This window comes from Alteraurantiacibacter aquimixticola, assembly GCF_004965515.1.
Lineage (GTDB): Bacteria > Pseudomonadota > Alphaproteobacteria > Sphingomonadales > Sphingomonadaceae > Alteraurantiacibacter > Alteraurantiacibacter aquimixticola.
The window spans coordinates 265,711-283,135 of sequence record NZ_SSHH01000003.1; the positions used below are offsets into that span (position 1 = coordinate 265,711).

The following is a 17,425-nucleotide window of genomic DNA, read 5'->3' on the forward strand; positions in this document are numbered from 1 at the left end:
TGGGTGAGAGAATCCGCATGAAGACCCTGCTGCTCGCCAGCACCGCCGCTGCCCTGATCGCCGCGCCTGCCATGGCGCAGGATGCCGATAGCGACACCGACGAAGACGTGATCGTGGTGCTGGGCGACGGCCTGCCCGATACGCCCGCGACGCCCGCCTATTCGACGCTGGAGATCGAGCGAGAGCAGATCGTCTCCTCTGGCTCCGGCCGCCTTGAAGACGTGCTGGGGAATGCCGCCGGCTTCCAGCAGTTCCGCCGTTCGGACAGCCGCTCCGCCAACCCTTCGGCACAGGGCGCGACCTTGCGTGCGCTGGGCGGCAATGCGTCAAGCCGCGCGCTGGTGCTGCTCGACGGCGTGCCGATGGTCGATCCCTTCTTCGGCCATGTCCCCTTCAGCGCCATCGCGCCCGAGCGGCTTGGCACGATCGACGTGACGCGTGGCGGCGGTTCCGGCCCGTTCGGTTCGGGCGCGCTGGCGGGTACGATCGAGCTCAACAGCGCCGATGCGAATGCGCTGGGCCTCGTCACCGGACAGGGCCTCGTCAATCATCGCGGGGACACGCAGATGTCCGCCTCCATCGCGCCCGAGGTGGGTGATGGTTTTGCGGTCATCAGCGGCAGCTGGGACCAGGGCGACGGCTTCTACACCACGCCCGAAGCGGACCGCGTGCCCGCCACCAGCCGCGCGAATTACGATGCCTGGTCGGCCAGCGGACGGCTCGTCCAGCGCGTCGGCGACATGGAACTGCAGCTGCGCGGCATGGCCTTCGAGGACAATCGCACGCTGCGTTTCGAAGGCGCCGACAACTCGGTGCGCGGGGAGGATCTCTCGCTGCGCCTCGTCAGCCGTGGCCCGTGGCAGGTCGATGCGCTCGCTTATGCCCAGTGGCGCAACTTCACCAATGTCGTGATCAGCTCCACCCGCTTCGTGCGCGTGCTCGACCAGAAGGACACGCCGGCCGAAGGCCAGGGCGGCAAGATCGAGATTCGCCCGCCCGTTGGCGACGACATGACCCTGCGCCTGGGCGCCGACTATCGCCGCGGCGAGGGCGATTTGTTCGAGGATGCCTATTCCGCCTTCTCAGGCAACCTCACCGAGGAACGCTTCGCCGGCGGGGTGAACACCAATCTCGGCTTCTTCGTCGAGAACGATATTGAGTTGGGCGCGTTGACGCTGACCGGCGGCCTGCGTGCGGACCGCTACTCTATCAATGACGGCTATTACCGCAGCTTTGACGGATCGGGCGCGCCGGTCCGTAATGATAGCTACGCCGACCGCTCGGACTGGGAGGTCACCTGGCGCGCGGGCGCGCTGCTGGAAGCGAATGAAGTGGTCACGCTGCGCGCCGCCGCCTATACCGGCGTCCGCCTGCCCACGCTGAATGAGCTCTATCGACCCTTCGTGGTCTTCCCCGTCACCACGCTCGCCAATGAAGACCTCGTGCCGGAGAAGCTCGAAGGCTTCGAGCTGGGCGTCGATTTCGATGCCGATGACAATACGCGTTTCTCGCTCACCGTCTTCGACAATGAGGTGAAGGACGCGATCGCCAACGTCACCATCGACACGAACCTGCGGCAGCGCCAGAACCTCGATGCGATAGAGGCGCTGGGCGTCGAGGCATCGACCTCGATCCAGCGCGGACCCTGGGGCTTCAATGGCAGCCTGGCGCTGACCGATGCGGAGATCCGCGGCACCGGCCCGGCGGGCAATCTCGACGGCAACAAGCCGCCGCAGACGCCGACCTTCATGGCCAGCGCCACGGCGAGCTACCGCACAGCCAACGGCATGAACTTCGCCGCCACCTTGCGCCATGTCTCCAGCCAGTTCGAGGACGACCAGGAAAGTGACGTTCTGCCCGCGGCCACCACGGTGGACCTGTTCGCGCAGGTGCCGCTGGTGGACAAGCTGTCCGCCGTTGTCCGGGTGGAGAACCTGTTCGACGAACTGATCGTCACGCGCAACCAGGGCGGGTCGATGGATTACGGCATTCCGCAGACCTTCTGGGTGGGGCTGCGTTACGGTTTCTGACAATTCTCCACTACCCTCTGGCAGGGCGAGCCGTTAGGCATGGTCCTGCCAGAGGGAGAGAGAAATGGCGTCAGCCGCAGAGATGCTCGAGGTGCGCAATCCGCGCACCGGTGAGGCCGATCACAGGATACCGGTAAGCTCGCGCGAGGAGGTCGCCGCCAAGGCCGCCGCCCTGCGCGAAAACCAGCGCGCATGGGAAGCCATGGGCGTGGAGGGACGCTGCGGCGTGATGGCGCGCTGGCTGGGTGCGGTGAAGGCGCGCGCGGCTGATATCGGAGAGGCCGATGCGGTCGATACCGGCGGCTGCCACACCTCCTATATCCAGGGCTTCATCACCATGGGCAATATCGGTGGCTGGCTGGAGGATGCTCCGAAAGCCTTTGCTGATCTCGCATGGAAGGGGATGAGCACCTCCATGCCCACGGTCGAGGTGGAATCGCAGGTGGTCGCCTATCCGATCACCGGCGTGATTTCCCCGTGGAACGCGCCGCTGATGCTGGCGCTGCTCGATGCGATCCCCGCCCTGTTCGCCGGTTCCGCCGTGCTGCTGAAGCCCAGCGAAGTCACCCCGCGCGTGATCGAGGCATTGTTCGAGACGGTGCGCGAAGTGCCCGAACTGGCCAAGGTGTTCGATTATGTCACCGGTCCTAGCCAAGTCGGACAGGCGGTGATCGAGGAGGTCGACACGATCTGCTTCACCGGCAGCGTGCCGACCGGCCGCAAGGTCGCCGTCGCCTGTGCCGAGCGGCTCATTCCCTGCAACCTTGAACTGGGCGGCAAGGACCCCTGCATCGTCACCGAGAACGCCGATCTCGAACGCGCGGCCACCGCCGTGCTGCGCGGCGCGGTCTATGCCACCGGGCAGGTCTGCTATTCGATCGAGCGCGTCTATGTGCATGAAAGCGTGCACGACCAGTTCGTCGCCCTGCTGGCCGAAAAGGCGGGCGAGGTGCGGTTCAATGCCGAGAATCCCAAGGCGGGGCATATTGGCCCCTTCACCTTCGCCCCGCAGGCGGCAATCGTGACCGCACATATCGCCGATGCCGTGGCGCAGGGTGCGACCGTCGTGACCGGCGGTGAGGTCGAGAATATCGGCGGGGGGCTGTATCTGCGCCCGACCATTCTCACCGGCGTCAACCACGACATGCTGATCATGCAGGACGAGACCTTTGGTCCGTGCATTCCGGTAATGGCCTATTCCGATACCGAGGAGGCAATCCGCCTCGCCAACGATACGCATTTCGGCCTCACCGCCAGCGTGATCGCGGGCGATGCTGAAGAGGCGAAGGCCATCGGCCGGCGCATCAATGCGGGCGGCATCTTCCTGCAGGACACTTTCCTCACCTTTGCCAAGCTGCGTACTTTCGGGTCGGACAGTTTCGGCTGGTCGGGATATGGGAGCCCACGCATCGGGCCGGAAAGCCTGCGCCGGTTCCTCAGGCGCAAGAGCCTGCTGACGCAGACCGGAGCCGTGGCCGATATCCGCAACGACCATCATCTGGACGAGGAGGCGTGAGCTTTCCAGCTGTTCGTCATTGCGAGGAGGCGGAGCCGACGAAGCAATCCAGGGTTCCATGCGGAGCCGCTCTGGATTGCTTCGCTATGCTCGCAATGACGCTGAATGGAGTGATGCAATGAAGATCACCGCAGCCGTGAGCGGGAGAGGCGGCGATGCGCCGATGCTCGAACAGCTTGAGCAGGAGGAACCGCGCGCGGGCGAGATGCGCATCCGCCTCGTCGCCACCGGCATCTGTCATACCGACCTGCATGAGCATCCGGGCCGACACAGCCCGCAACCCATCGTTTTGGGTCATGAAGGCGCGGGCGTGGTGGAGGCGCTGGGCGAGGGGGTGACGGGTTTCGAGCCTGGCGACCATGTGATCCTCAGCGGCAATAGCTGCGGGCGCTGCCCCTCCTGCCTCGCGGGACGGCCGACCTATTGCGACCTTGCCATGCCGCTGTGCTTCGGCGGCAAGCGGCTCGACGGCTCCACCGCCCTGTGCGGAGACGAGGGTGCGGTGCATTCGCATTTTTTCGGGCAATCGAGTTTCGCCACCCACTCCATCGTCCCCGTCCGCACGGCGGTGAAGATGGACAAGGACCTGCCGCTGGAGAAGCTCGGCCCATTGGGCTGCGGCGTGGTGACCGGCGCGGGCGGCGTGATCGAGGCGCTGAAGGTCGGCTTCGGCGATACGATCGCGGTGTTCGGCACGGGCGGCGTCGGCCTCTCAGCCGTGATGGCCGCGAAGCTGGTCGGGGCGAAGCGCATCGTCGCGGTCGACCTCTCGGACGAGCGGCTGGAGCTGGCGCACGAACTGGGCGCGACCGATTGCTTCCGGGGCGATGCGGAGGACCTGGCGGCCAAGATCCGGGGTGTGACCGGGCGCGGGCTGGACTTCACCTTCAACACTACCAACGCGCCTGCCGTTCACACGCTGGCGCTGGACGTGCTGGCGATGAACGGTACGGCGGGCTTCGTGGCGGCCCCCTTGGGCGAATGGGCGCCGCAAATGTTCGCCATGCTGGCGGGCGGGCGGCAGCTGCGCGGGATCCTGGGCGGCGACGCCAATCCGCGGACCTTCCTGCCCAAGATCGCCGACTACTGGCGGCAGGGCCTGTTCCCCTTCGACCGCATGCTCAGCTTCTACCCCTTTGCCGAGATCGACCGTGCCTTTGCCGATGCGCATAGCGGCAAGGCGATCAAGCCTGTCCTGCTGATGGAGACTGCCGAATGACCCCTGCAATCCGCAAGAAGCTGGAAGCGTTCGGCCCCAATCTCACGCCGGACATGCTTGGCGGCACGCAAGCCATGATGGCCGAAATGAACAATGGCATGCATGCCGATACCAAGGTGGTGCGCGACATCAGCTACGGTCCGGATGAGCGCAACCGGCTGGACATCTTCACGCAAGGTTCGCCGCAGGGCGCGCCGGTCTTCGTCTTCGTCCATGGCGGCGGTTTCGTGATGGGGGACAAGCACACCGAAGGCTCCCCCTTCTATTCGAACATGGGCGACTTCGCCGCGCGCCATGGCTGGGTGGGCGTGACGATCACCTATCGCCTCGCGCCCGACAATCGCTTCCCTTCCGGCCCGGACGACCTGATGGCCGCGGTGGAGTGGCTGCGCGCCAATGTGGCCGACCATGGCGGCGATCCGGAGCGCATCGTGCTGTCCGGACAGTCGGCCGGGGCGACGCATGTGGCGGGCTATCTCGCCCATCGGCGCGAGCATGCGGAAGGCATTGCGGGGGCGGTGCTGATGAGCGGCATTTATGACACCATGACTTGCGAGCCCAACCAGTTCGCGGAGGCCTATTACGGCAAGGACCGCAAGGGCTGGGGCCCGGCATCCTGCATGGCCGGCCTGCTGGCGAGCGAAGTGCCGATCCAGTTCTCGGTCGCCGAGTTCGATCCGGACGATTTCCACCAGCAGGCAGCGCAAGTGGTCGAGCAATGGACCGCGACCAAGCACCGCCTGCCCGAAATGCAATACCTGTCAGGCCACAATCACCTCAGCCCCGCGCTATCCATCGGCAGCGATCAGCGCGAGGTGGAGCGCATGGTGGCGGGCTTCGTCGGACGCGTGACGGGCTAGGGCCATAAGCGAAACGGCCCGCCCCCGGTATGGGGACGGGCCGCTTGCGAGAATTTGGCGAGGTGGCAGGCGCGTCAGGCGCTGCGCACCTGCGAGACGAACTCGTCCGCCTTGGTCTTGAGCGCGGCGGCCTGGCGTTCCAGGTCGGTCGAGCTGGTGAGCACCTGGCCGGCGGCACTGCCGGTCGACATGGAATGCTCGCGCACCTTGACGATGGTCGATGCCACCTGCTCGGCGCTGGACGCGGCCATGTCGATGCTGCGCGCCAGGTCCTGGCCGGCGATCGACTGCTGATCGACCGCGGCGGCGATCGAGACGGCAGTGGTTTCCAGCTGCTTGATCTGCTTGGAGATCTGCCGCAGCGCATCGACGCTGGCGCCGGTCGTGTCCTGGATCATGCGGATCTGCGCGGCCACCTCTTCGGTCGCCTTGCTGGTCTGCGTTGCCAGGTCCTTCACTTCCGAAGCCACCACGGCAAAGCCGCGACCCGCTTCGCCGCCGCGCGCCGCCTCGATCGAGGCATTGAGCGCGAGCAGGTTGGTGCGGTTGGCGATGCTGGAGATCAGCTCCACGATCTGGCCGATCTGGCTGGTCGATTCCATCAGCGCGGTGATCGTGCCGTCGGCTTCCTTGGCCGCGCCGTTCACTTCGCGGGCCAGCTCGGCGCTGGTCGAAGCCTGGCGGCTGATTTCGCCGATCGACATGGCGAACTCGTCGCTGGCGGCGGCGGCCGCGGTCACGCCCGCGGTCGCTTCGCCCAGCGCGTTCGACACGTCCTTGGTCTGGCGCGAGGTTTCCTCGGCCGAACCTGCCATTTCGGTGGAGGTCGCCTGCAACTGGCTCGACGCGGCGGCAACGCTGGAGACGATCTCGCCGATCGTCTGCTCGAACTTGTCGGCAAGCCGGTGCAGCTTCTCCGACTGTTCGCGATGCGCTTCCTCGCGTTCCTTCTCCATTTCGATCTGGCGGGCGAGTTCTTCCTCGGCATGGCGCTTGGCCTGCTCGCGTGCTTCCTCGGACTTGAAGGTCGCGGTGCGGATGAAGCCGAGGCAACGGGCCATGTCGCCGATCTCGTCGGCGCGTTCCATTTCCGGAAGCTCCAGCCCGCGATCGCCGCCGGCCAGCCTGGTCATCGCGCCGGTCACGCGCTCCAGCGGAGCGGAGATGTCACGGTGAACCATGCGGTTGGCAAGGATCGTTACGGCAATGGTACCGGCGACGAGAATGAAGACCAGCCCGACCATCCAGAACATGGCGGCAGAACCACGCTCTTCCAGTGCCAGCATCTCTTCACCGATCAGGCCGGTAATGCGTTTGGTCTGGTCGACCACGGCCGTGCTGCGAATAGAGAGTTCGTCATTGGCGGAAAGCGCATCCGCGCTATCCGGATCGACATTGCCCATGCCGACAAGCACCTCATATTGCGACTTGAGGTCGCGGATGGCGCTGGAAAGCGTCGCTGCTTCCGACCCAGGCACGAGCTCGACGATAGCAAGGTCCGCCTGCAGCTCGTCCGCCAAGGACGACGCATAGTCGAGCGATGCGCCGGCTTCTTCGAGGCTGAACGTATCGTCGGCTGTGAAATAGTTCTGGTAGTATTGCTGGGCGTTGTAGATTTCCTGGTCGATGGCCGCGATTTCGCGACCGGTCTCGGACAGCTGGCTGGTCGTGCGCTGCGCATTGGCGACAATCGCCACCAGCGCGAAAGCGGCCAGCGCGAGAATAACGGAGAGCAGGGCCGAGGCGCCAAACAGCAGCCGCAGCTTCTGCACGATAGTGCCATGCCTGATTTGCGCCCACCAGCCCGTGGCAGCGGTAGCATTTTGCGCCTGGAGCTTGGCCAGCCGCTCTTCGATGGATTCGGTTTCCGGCGCCTCAGGCGCGTTCGACATGTCCATTTCCAACCTCGCTTTCATCCCTCTCATTCACGCCTGACCCGGCGAGAAGCTGTTTGATTTCATTGGCCGGGATGGCCTTGTAATAGAGCCATCCCTGGATCTGGTCGCAGCCGGCCGCACGGGCCAGGTCCGCCTGGTCGGCGGTTTCCACCCCTTCGGCCGTCACATCCATGTTCAGTGCGCGCGCCACCGCGATGGTGGACACCATCATCGTGCGGCTGCCTTCGTCATTGGCCGCTTCGACCATCAGCGACCGGTCCAGCTTGAGCTTCTCGAAGGAGAATTTGCGCAGGAAGCCGATCGAGGCGTAGCCGGTGCCGAAGTCGTCCAGTGCCACGCCCACACCGAAGCGGCGGATAAGGTCGAGGCTGCGGCCGGCAACGGTCGGATCGCCGACCAGGTATGTTTCGGTCACTTCCAGCTCCAGCCGTTCGGGCGGGAAGCCGGTGCGCTCAAGGATATGGCCGAGGCGCACGGCGAAACCCGGATCGCGCAGCTGTGCGGGCGAGACATTCACCGACAAGGTAATGTCCGTCCAGTCCAGCGCTTGGGTGCATGCCTGTTCCAGCACCCAGTCGCCCAGATGCTCGATCAGGCCGCACTCCTCGGCGATCGGGATGAAGACGCTGGGGCTGATCTGCGTGCCGTCGGGCTGCGGCCAGCGCACCAGCGCTTCCACTGCCACGATCTTGTTGTCCTTGGCATCGACCAGCGGCTGGTATTCGACCTGAAGCTCGCCTTCGCGCAGCGCGGTGGCGAGATCGGCCTCCAGCTTGCGCGTCGCTTCGCGGCGGATGTCGAAATCGAGGTGGAACCAGGTGCAGCGCATGCGCCCGCTGGCCTTTGAAGCATACATGGCGACGTCTGCCTGGCGCAGCATTTCGGTGGAGGAGAGTTCGGTGCCGGCTTCGAAACGCGCAAGGCCCGCGCTGAGCCCGATGGCGAGCGAGCGGCCCTCGATCCGCTGCGCGCGCGCCAGGCGTTCCATGTAGCGGCGGCAGATGCCCTCCAGGATCGTTCCTGCCAGCTGGCCGGTGGCGAGCACGGCGAATTCATCGCCGCCGAGGCGATAGCTGCGCCCTTCGTCGCCGCACACTTCGCGCAGGATATCGGCACAGTTCTTGAGCAGGGCATCGCCGAGCAGGTGGCCATGATGGTCGTTGATGGACTTGAACCCGTCGAGATCGATCAGCGCCAGCGCCATTTCGGCGTCCGGATCGCGCAGGTCGACGAGGTCGGAATGCAAGGCGCGGCGGTTGGGCAGCCCCGTGAGGCTGTCGGTCATGCTCAGCGATTCCATCTTGCGCATGCGGCCCAGCACGTGGTGGAGCACCAAGGTGGCGGCCAGGGCGTAGGCAAGGACGCCGGTGATACCGATCGCCTGCCCGCGAAAGATCGCAACATAGGCCGATAGCGCACCCAGCGCCGCTGCCAGCACGGCAAACGGAGCAAGCCTCCGATACCTGGCAAGAGTGGCGCTGTCTTCGATCACTGGCGATTGGCCCCCGTTATCGTATTACCCGCCTGCAGGAATAGGCTGGACCAATTAAACATCGGTTAAGTCCGTGTTTACTGTGTTCCGCAGGTCGCCCGGTGCGCGGCGTTCCGGCCGCGTCAGGCCGCTTCCGAGGGCGCCGAAGATGCCTGGTTGCGCGTATCGTCACCCTTGCCCGCGGTGCGGAACAGGGAAACCAGGTGTTCGCTGGGGGTGAACAGCGAATTGTCCGAAACCGCGCCTTCGCCGCCGCCCAGCAGCAGCCAGCCATCGGCGGGGCTCGCCTCGTGCAGGCGCTTGACCGCCCGCTGGCGCGTTTCCTGGTCGAAATAGAGCATGACGTTGCGGCACAGGATCAGGTCGAACGTGCCAGGGTAGGGTGGCGGATCGAGCATGTTGTGACGCTCGAACCGGATCATCTTGCGCAGCTGTTCGCCGGCGACCCAGCCTTCCTCTTTTTCGGTAAAGAAGCCAAGCATTTGGCTCACACCCAAACCGCGCTGGATCTGGAATTGCGAGTAGAGCCCCTTGCGCGCATGGTTGACCACCGAGCTGGAGACGTCCGTACCCAGGATCTGGATGTTCCAGCCGTCCCAGCGATGCCGCTGCTCGGTGAACATCATGGCGAGCGAAAGCACTTCCTGCCCGGTCGAACAGCCGCACGACCAGATCGACAGGCTGCGCTGCGCCTGGCGCTGGCGCGCCAGTTCGGGCAGCACCTTCTGTGCCAGTGTCTCGAACACCAGGCGATCGCGGAAGAAGTAGGTCTCGTTGTTCAACAAGGCCTCCACGACTTCGCGTGCCAGCGTCGACTGGTCGGGCTGGGTAAGCAGGACGACCAGGTCCTGGTTGGAACTGATCCCGCGATCGCGAAAGATTCCGCCCAATGCAGAGCGGATCCGCCAGCGGCGGTCCTGTGTCATCTTTTGGCCAGTTTGCGCCTCGAGCAGGCCAGCGATAATGCCGACGGCGACCTCATCCGGATCCATTATTGCGCCTTGCCCTGAACAGCAGCGGCAATGCGATAGCCGATATCGTGCGGGTGCAGGATGGCCGAGGCGAAGCCTTCGCGGGCTGCGGAACCCGGCATGCCCCATACAGCGGAGGTGGCTTCGTTCTGGACCAGTATGGTCCCGCCGGCCGTGGCGATATCGGCTGCGCCCAGCGTGCCGTCGCGGCCCATGCCGGTGAGGACGATGCCCAAGGCGCCGGGGCCATAGGCCTTGGCGATGGAGGCAAACATCGGATCGACCGCAGGCATGCAGTTGACCTCGACCTTGCTGCGGTCGAGCTTGATCACGTGCTTGTCGCCATCCTTGACGATCGTCAGGTGGGCATTGCCGGGCGCGACATAGATGACGTCGGGCTGCAGGACCATGCCGCTTTCCGCAATGACGCCTTCGCGATTGGCGATCTCCGCCAGTTTCTGCGTGAAGGCGGGAATGAAGGATTCGGGCAGGTGCTGCGTCACGAGGATGGGCACACCCAGCCTTTCGGGCAGGCAACTGAAGCACTGGCCGATCGCATGGATCCCGCCGGTCGAAGCGCCCACGGCCACAATCCGGGCACGGGTGCGCGATGCCGCGCGCAATATCGGCGCAGGCGCGGCAGGTGCCGCAGGCTGGCCGGCTTCTGCCGCGGCCTTGCGCAGCGGGCGACGGCCCAGGGCGCGGATGCGCTTCAGCAGGCTTTCGCGATATTCGTCGGTAAAGCCGCCCGATTGCGGCTTCTGCAGCGTGTCGGCCGCACCCAGGTTGAGTGCGCGCACGGTCTGTTCCGCGCCGTCGGCGGTCAGGCTGGAGACGATCATGATGCGCGCTTCGCGGGCACGCTCGATCATCCGCGGCAGCGCTTCGAAACCGGTCATGCCGGGCATTTCGAGGTCGAGCAGGATCACGTCCACACGCTCGTCCATCAGCAGCTGCAATGCGTCTTCGGCATTGGAGAAGGCGCCGACCAGTTCCAGCCCTTCTGCGCCGTTAACCAGATGCGAGAAGACACCGCGAATCGTCGCCGAATCATCGACGACCATCACGCGGACATTGCGCAGGCGCGTTGCCGTGGCGAAAGGCGCGCTCATTGCTTGGCCCCCGTGTCCACGCCGATCAGCTGCAGCTTGATCTGCAGCGTGTCGTGATCGAAGGGCTTCATCACATATTCGTCGGCACCCGCCTCTATTGCGCGGCGGATATGGGAGACGTCGTTCTCGGTGGTGCAGAAGACCACCTTGGGCTTGCCGCCTTCCGGTTCCTTGCGCAGCGCGGTCAGGAATTCCAGCCCGTCCATGACGGGCATGTTCCAGTCGAGCAGGATAACGTCAGGCATGGCCTCGCCACACTTGGTCAGCGCTTCGCTGCCGTCAGCCGCTTCCGATACCTCAAGGCCAAGCCCTTCCACGATGTGGCGGGACACCTTTCGGATAACGCGCGAGTCATCGACGATGAGACAGTTTTTCATGTTTTCCCGACTAACCTTTCCCGGCCTCGTCCTAACTACAAAGGTTTAAAAAGTGCCTTAGGCAGCATCGACTTCCTGCACAGGGCCGGCGATCAGGCGGAAGGGATCCACCAGCATGGCGGACCCGGTTGGCAGTTCGACCATGCCCTCGCTGGCGTTCTTCCAATTGCCTGGCAGCGACACCTGGACCGGGGCAGGGCCGGAGATGATTTCGGACACATCGTGCACGCCATCGACCGCCAGCGCATAGGCATGGCCTTCCATCTCGATCACGACGGCATGATTATCGACCGAACATTCGGCTACTTCATTTTCGCCAAGGGAGACGCGGCAATCGATCACCAGCATGCCGCGGCTGCGCAGCGCGGTGATGCCCGCCACATGCTCCGGCGCGCGTGGCACCGGGCACACGGTTGCCAGCTGAATCACGGTCGTGATCAGCGTGGTCCTGACGGCGACTTTTTCGCCGGCCATCGTTACGATCAGCACCATCTCGGCCATATCAGCTCTCCAGTTCGACCACTGCGGTCAGGCCGTCGGCCATCTGTTCGGGATGAAGCTGGCGCACGGGCTTCTCGTCCACCAGCACCACGTCGCGCTCGCCGCCGGTCGGCGCCTTGAATTCCACGATGTCGATCATCCGGGCAAAGGCGTGGGCGATCGAACGGCCCCCAACATGGAAGTGCAGCAGTTCGAGGCGCTTGCGACCGGGCATCTCGTCCAGCAGGCCGCCGACCGGCATGACCGAACCGTCGATCGCCACGCGATAGCCGTTGTCGACCGGCGTGATCTGGCTGCTCGCGACGCGTTCGATACGGTGGATCGAATCCATCGCCACCAGTCGCATTGCGCCATCGAATTGTTCGAACAGCAGGCCCTTGTGCAGCACCTCTGCGCGTTCCTTGCCTGCCTCTTCGCTCACGCGGACGCGCTTCTTCACATCGCCGATCATGCCGGCGTCCCGCGCGATCCCTGAGACGTCGAGTGCCATGACCGGGCTGCCATCGTCCATCTGGGTGATGCCGACATAGAAGCCGGTCTTCTGCAGCATGGGGGCAACCGGCTTGATCACCAGCTCACCCAGCCCGACAATTTCTTCCACGCCCAGCGCGAAGGCATCGCCGCCGACCAGCCGCACGATCAGGAACAGCCGCTCATCCAGTTCGGAAAGGTCGCTGTCCATCTCCAGGATGTCGGCGAGTTCGACGCAAGGCATGCGCTTGTCGTCCAGCGTGATGAAGTCGCGACCGCCCATACGCGCCCTTCCGCTGTCGTCGGCGTTCACGCGCACGATTTCCTGCACATAGGAGCGCGGCAGGGCAAAGGGGCGCCCGCCGGAGCGAACGGTGATCGCGGGCACAATGCTCAGCGTCATCGGCACGTTCAGCATCATCCGCGTGCCCGATCCGGGCGAGGTGTCGATGACCAGCGACCCGCCGATATTCTCGATATTGGCGCGCACAACGTCCATGCCCACGCCGCGGCCGGAAATGGAAGTGACCTTTTCCGCCGTACTGAAGCCGGGCTCGCAGATCAGCGCCGTCTTGTCGCGCTCGCTCATCATCTCGGCCTCTTCGGCGGTGATGATGCCCTTGGCGATCGCCTTCTCGACCAGCTTCTCGGTATCGATACCGCGTCCGTCATCGACGATGCCGATGCGGATTTCGCTGCCGGTCTGGCGGGCGCTGACATGCAGCATGCCGATTTCGCGCTTGCCGGCCTCCAGCCGCTCGGCGGGACTTTCGATCCCGTGATCCACGGCATTGCGCAGCAGGTGCATCAGCGGGTCGCGGATCACCTCGATCAGCTCGCGATCGAGTTCCACATCGCCGCTTTCCAGCTCGACCATCACCTGTTTGCCCAATTCATGCGACAGGTCGCGGACAAGGCGCGGGAAGCTGGCGAACAGCGTGTCGACGCGCTGCATGCGGATGCGCTGGATGGCATCGCGCATTTCGTCGAGCAGGGTGGAAAGGCGAGAGAATGTCGCCTGCACCTGCGGATCGTCGACCTGCATGGCGATCATGCGGTTCAATTCGTTGCGGGCCAGGGCCATGTCCGACACGCCGCTCATCACCCGGTCGAGCAGTTCGACCGGCAGGCGGATGGTGCGCTGCTGCTGGGTTACCGGCGTGCTGGGTGCGGCGTCCTTTTTCGGTGTAGTTTCGGCGGCGGGCGCGGGCTCTTCCGCCGTGTCCTCGATCACCTCGTCCGATGCTTCGCCATCTTCGGCGACGGGTGCTTCACCTTCGCTGCGCAGGGCGGCGATCAGTTCGGCATCGTCATCCTCGGGCAGCGGCTGGCCGGCGTCGATAATTCCCACCAGCTCGCGGATCTTGTCGATCGTCGCCAGCACGGCATCCACCGCGGCGCGATCGGGCTTGCGGCGATCGGCGCGGAAATCGGACAGCAGATCTTCGGCTGCATGGCTGAGTTTTTCGAGGCGCGGGAAATCGAAGAAGCCGCAATTGCCCTTCACCGTATGGAAGAAGCGGAAAACCGTATCCAGCCGCTGCTGGTCGGAGGGGTCGCGTTCCCACTCCACCATTTCCACGGCCAGCGTCTCAAGCAGGTCATGGCATTCAGCCACGAATTCGCCGAGCAGTTCGTCCATAGTCAGCCCATCCCGATGCGTTCTTCCCCTACCCATGCAACAGGTTTGGTTAAGACGCTGTTATCAAGGATCGCGATGGTTAATCAGGGCCCCGCCACGTCGGCGCGCACGATGTGCCCGTCCTGAACCGCATAGGCGGTGTCGCTGCAGCAGATGTCGGTACCGTCGGCCAAAGTGTAGCCGGCGCGGAGCCACACCAGATTGCCCTTGGTTCCGCTGCTGACGAGGTAGAAGCTGGGCGCCCCCGGCTGGAAGTTGAGGTGATAGGCCTCGCGGATTTCCGTCCGGCCGTAGAACATCATGCCATCATAGGAGAGCACCGCATCGCGCGCGAAAGTGGCGAGGAAGGCCTCGAAATCGCCCGCGCGATAGGCATCGATATGCGCCTGCACCACGGCTTCGGCCGGGCTCTGCTGCTGGGCATGTACCGGTGTGGCTGCCAGCGCACAGGCGGCCAGCGTCAGAGCCAATCGTCGTGTCACGGCCAGTTTCCCCTCTGCCGATGGTTGTGGGAGAGGGGATCCTAGGCCGCGAAGGGTGGAAAAAGCGTTTTCGCTTATCCCTTTTGCGCGCAAGCGATGCAGAGCACGCTTTCGGGCCGCGCATTCAACCGGCCTTCGGAAATATCCGCACCGCATTCGAGGCATTCGCCATAGCTTCCGTCTTCCACGCGCAGCAGGGCGCGTTGGGTGGCGGTGATCCGGCGCGAGACCACGGCGGCCTGGCCTTCCAGGCTCTCATCATCCTCCATTTGTGCCGCCCTTTCGGAGCTGTCTGCGTCCATGGGCTCGGCAAGGTCGCTCTCGATATGTTCGAGACGTGCTTTCATTTCGGCAAGCTGGGAATCGAGAAGCTCTTTTGCCTTGGCAAGATCGGCCATGAAATCGTTTCTCCTCAAGCAGGAACCCAGCAGCCGTGGAAACACATTGGCTGCGGGAAGGGCAGTTTGATGGTTGCAACGGGCGGGCGCGACACGTCGTTCCCGTCCAGGATCAGCAGGTCCATGCGCTTTTCCGCCATGCGGTCCACTGCGACAAGCACATAGCCGTCACCTTCGGGCGCATCGGGTGCGCGGGGGACGAAGACGGGTTCCTGGCTGGCCGCGCCTTCCAGTTCGTGCACCTTGATCTCGCCGGTGTCCCAGTCGATCTGGCCGATGCCCATCTGCGGGAAATCGCGCAGGGCGAAATAGCCGGTGTGGTATTTCTCCATTGCAAAACGGTCATCGATCTTGGGCATGTCGCCCAGCGCGCCGTTGAGCGGTTCGAGCGTGACGGCTTCCGCATCGGGCTGCGACAGGTCGAAAGTGATGCGGGTGATCTGGGTGATCGTCTCGGGCATGGTCGGCTGGTTGCCGTTCTTGTCCTTGAAGAAGCTGAAGCAGTTCCCGGGGGAGCAGGGCGTGTCGATCACGACTGTGTCGCCTTCGGAATAGGCATTCATCACATGGCCCATCACGATGCCGGGGATGTCGAACCAGCGCATGTCGGTGGCGGGATCACCATCGCGCGGCATCACCCCCCACTTGCTCGGCAGGTCGGGATCGTACTGGTAGTAATCGCCACCTTCGCGCAGCCGCTTCTCATCCGCCACCAGCGGCATGATCGGCAGCACGATATGCTCGCGCGTCACGCCCCAGTCATGGCACAGGCCGGGATAGGGGGTGTGGAACCACTGTTCGCGGATGAGCTTGCCGCCACGATCGAATACATGGATGCTGGCATCGGTGGTCGGCTCCCCGCCGGCGAAGACGCCATAGCTCCACCATTCGCCGGTCTTCGGATCGATCTTGGGATGGGCGGTGAGGGCGGAGGACTTGAGGTCGCCGAACTCGCCGATATCGAGTGTTTCCAGCGTCTGCGGGTCGAGCCGGTAGGGCCGCGAATCCTCGCGCAGGGCATAGAGCTCGCCATGATGGGCGAAGGCATAGGTGTTGCCGGTATTGTCGCGGTTGGGGAGGTTCCCCACGCTTTCGTCATCGGTATATTTGTTGCGGTACTTGCCATAGAGGCGGCGGCGCGCCTCCATCTCTGCCTTCATTCTTTCGGTCCGCACATAGCGGCTGCGATAGCTGACATGGCCGTCCTCGAAGCGGAACATGGAGAACATGCCGTCGCCATTGAGGATGATGTCTTCCTCCAGCGTGGGATAGAGCCGGTCGCCGCCGGTGCGGTAATAGGCGCCGTTCTTCAACGCCTCGGGTATCTCGCCCTCGACCTCGCATTCGAACACATCGGCCTCGAAGCGCATCGGCATGCGGTGCTGCAGGCCGAAACTGGCGAATGGTTGAAATACTTCCGGCATTGCTCTCTCCCTTTTGATAAGGTCAATTGAAAGGCTATTAGCCGCGCAAATCAAGCGCGCATTTGACGGGAGACAAGGGGAATGAGCGAGCAGTGCTGGCCGGAAGGCGTTCCGCAGATCATGCCGGCGGAGGATCGCGGCGAGATCGAGGAGCTCTATGCCCGCTATGCCTGGGGGATCGACCTGGCGGATGAGGAGCAGGCGATCGCCACCTTCGCACGCGATGCCGAATTCGATCACTTGTGGCAAGGTAAGGTGCAGGGGCATGAGGCGATCCGCAAGAACCTGCGCAGCCTGTGGTACGATCGCCAGCACTGGTGGTACGGCCGCCAGCACATGATGAACCACTTCATCATGGACCCGATGGAGCAGGGCGCACGGGTGCGCTGCTTCTTCCAGATCATCCAGTGGAATGCCGATTACCGGACCAATTTCGTCTTCGGCATCGGCACGCGCGACGACAAGCTGATCCGCGAGGATGGGCGGTGGAAGTTCTGGCGCCTGCACGTGAATGCCTGGACCGAAGTGGACCAGGTGCCGTGGAAGGGTGATCGCACGCTACCCCAGCGCCCGCCCTACCAGGTGCCGCCCGCCGATACGCGCCCGTTCGACGAGCAGACAAGGGACCCGTTCTGACGCGGGGCTGGGAGGGGCCTTAGGCCTTCTTCTTGCCGGACTTCTGGCCGGGAATTTTGGCCAGCCGCTTCTTTCCGGACTTCTTGCCACTGGCCTTTTTCTTCTTGTTGCTCTTCTTCGCCTTGGCGGGGGCCGCAGGCTCCCCCAGCACAGCTTCAGCGAGGCGGCGCACCGAGGATACGCGCGGACGGAAGTCGCGCGCGAGAACGCCTTTCGCCAGCGCTTTCAGGTCCAGCGCATCCTGGTCGATCGGCGCATCGGCGGCATCGTTTGCCGGGGCAGGTGTCTTGGTCTGGCTTGTGGCCATTGTCTTCCTCTCAATCTCTCTTGACGGCAATTGGCCGTGAAGCTCGATCGCCGCAAGTTCAGAGGACGATAGTCACAAAAGTGTCAAAT

At 64.2% G+C, this 17,425-nt stretch carries 16 protein-coding genes; 5 read left to right on the plus strand and 11 right to left on the minus strand.

The window, feature by feature from the left end:
- The first annotated feature begins 17 nt into the window (after window positions 1–17).
- From E5222_RS12220 to E5222_RS12235, 4 genes are all read left to right on the plus strand, one after another.
- Window positions 18–2,030: a TonB-dependent receptor gene (locus E5222_RS12220; protein ID WP_136694072.1), complete on the plus strand. Its 2,013-nt coding sequence runs from the start codon at window positions 18–20 to the stop codon at window positions 2,028–2,030.
- Between the two features lie 64 nt (window positions 2,031–2,094).
- The gene (locus tag E5222_RS12225) at window positions 2,095–3,546 is read left to right on the plus strand and encodes an aldehyde dehydrogenase family protein (protein WP_136694073.1); all 1,452 of its coding nucleotides are present in this window, start codon (window positions 2,095–2,097) and stop codon (window positions 3,544–3,546) included.
- Between the two features lie 118 nt (window positions 3,547–3,664).
- The gene (locus E5222_RS12230) at window positions 3,665–4,765 is read left to right on the plus strand and encodes an NAD(P)-dependent alcohol dehydrogenase (RefSeq protein ID WP_136694074.1); all 1,101 of its coding nucleotides are present in this window, start codon (window positions 3,665–3,667) and stop codon (window positions 4,763–4,765) included.
- Window positions 4,762–5,625, plus strand: coding sequence for an alpha/beta hydrolase (locus E5222_RS12235; protein ID WP_136694075.1), 864 nt, complete (start codon window positions 4,762–4,764; stop codon window positions 5,623–5,625). The genes E5222_RS12230 and E5222_RS12235 overlap by 4 nt, the downstream gene beginning before the upstream one ends.
- 74 nt (window positions 5,626–5,699) lie before the next feature.
- Here the strand turns inward: E5222_RS12235 and E5222_RS12240 are convergent, their stop codons facing one another.
- From E5222_RS12240 to E5222_RS12285, 10 genes are all read right to left on the minus strand, one after another.
- The gene (locus E5222_RS12240; RefSeq protein WP_169053579.1) at window positions 5,700–7,517 is read right to left on the minus strand and encodes a methyl-accepting chemotaxis protein; all 1,818 of its coding nucleotides are present in this window, start codon (window positions 7,515–7,517) and stop codon (window positions 5,700–5,702) included.
- Window positions 7,501–9,015, minus strand: coding sequence for a putative bifunctional diguanylate cyclase/phosphodiesterase (locus E5222_RS12245; protein WP_246021749.1), 1,515 nt, complete (start codon window positions 9,013–9,015; stop codon window positions 7,501–7,503). The genes E5222_RS12240 and E5222_RS12245 overlap by 17 nt, the downstream gene beginning before the upstream one ends.
- Window positions 9,016–9,137: 122 nt before the next feature.
- Entirely contained in the window at window positions 9,138–10,007 is an 870-nt protein-coding gene (locus E5222_RS12250; RefSeq protein WP_169053580.1) for a CheR family methyltransferase, read from the minus strand.
- A complete protein-coding gene (gene cheB, locus E5222_RS12255; protein WP_136694078.1) occupies window positions 10,007–11,098 on the minus strand; it encodes a chemotaxis-specific protein-glutamate methyltransferase CheB in 1,092 nt (363 codons plus the stop codon). Before cheB ends, E5222_RS12250 begins: the two co-directional genes overlap by 1 nt.
- On the minus strand, window positions 11,095–11,475 hold the full coding sequence (locus tag E5222_RS12260; protein WP_136694079.1) for a response regulator: 381 nt from the start codon (window positions 11,473–11,475) through the stop codon (window positions 11,095–11,097). Before E5222_RS12260 ends, cheB begins: the two co-directional genes overlap by 4 nt.
- A 57-nt stretch (window positions 11,476–11,532) precedes the next feature.
- Entirely contained in the window at window positions 11,533–11,976 is a 444-nt protein-coding gene (locus E5222_RS12265; RefSeq protein ID WP_136694080.1) for a chemotaxis protein CheW, read from the minus strand.
- A 1-nt stretch (window position 11,977) separates the two neighbouring features.
- Complete coding sequence (locus E5222_RS12270) at window positions 11,978–14,089, minus strand: chemotaxis protein CheA (RefSeq protein WP_169053581.1); 2,112 nt, start codon at window positions 14,087–14,089, stop codon at window positions 11,978–11,980.
- Between the two features lie 83 nt (window positions 14,090–14,172).
- Window positions 14,173–14,571, minus strand: a complete 399-nt coding sequence (locus E5222_RS12275) for a nuclear transport factor 2 family protein (RefSeq protein ID WP_169053582.1) — start codon at window positions 14,569–14,571, stop codon at window positions 14,173–14,175.
- A 74-nt stretch (window positions 14,572–14,645) separates the two neighbouring features.
- Window positions 14,646–14,969, minus strand: coding sequence for a TraR/DksA family transcriptional regulator (locus E5222_RS12280; RefSeq protein WP_136694083.1), 324 nt, complete (start codon window positions 14,967–14,969; stop codon window positions 14,646–14,648).
- 14 nt (window positions 14,970–14,983) lie between these two features.
- Window positions 14,984–16,393, minus strand: a complete 1,410-nt coding sequence (locus E5222_RS12285) for a carotenoid oxygenase family protein (RefSeq protein WP_136694084.1) — start codon at window positions 16,391–16,393, stop codon at window positions 14,984–14,986.
- An 81-nt stretch (window positions 16,394–16,474) separates the two neighbouring features.
- Here E5222_RS12285 and E5222_RS12290 point away from each other — a divergent pair, with 81 nt between their 5' ends.
- Window positions 16,475–17,029: a nuclear transport factor 2 family protein gene (locus E5222_RS12290; protein WP_136694085.1), complete on the plus strand. Its 555-nt coding sequence runs from the start codon at window positions 16,475–16,477 to the stop codon at window positions 17,027–17,029.
- Window positions 17,030–17,048: 19 nt separating this feature from the next.
- On the opposite strand, the gene E5222_RS12295 is transcribed toward E5222_RS12290, so the two are convergent.
- Entirely contained in the window at window positions 17,049–17,336 is a 288-nt protein-coding gene (locus tag E5222_RS12295; protein ID WP_136694086.1) for a hypothetical protein, read from the minus strand.
- Window positions 17,337–17,425 lie beyond the last annotated feature (89 nt).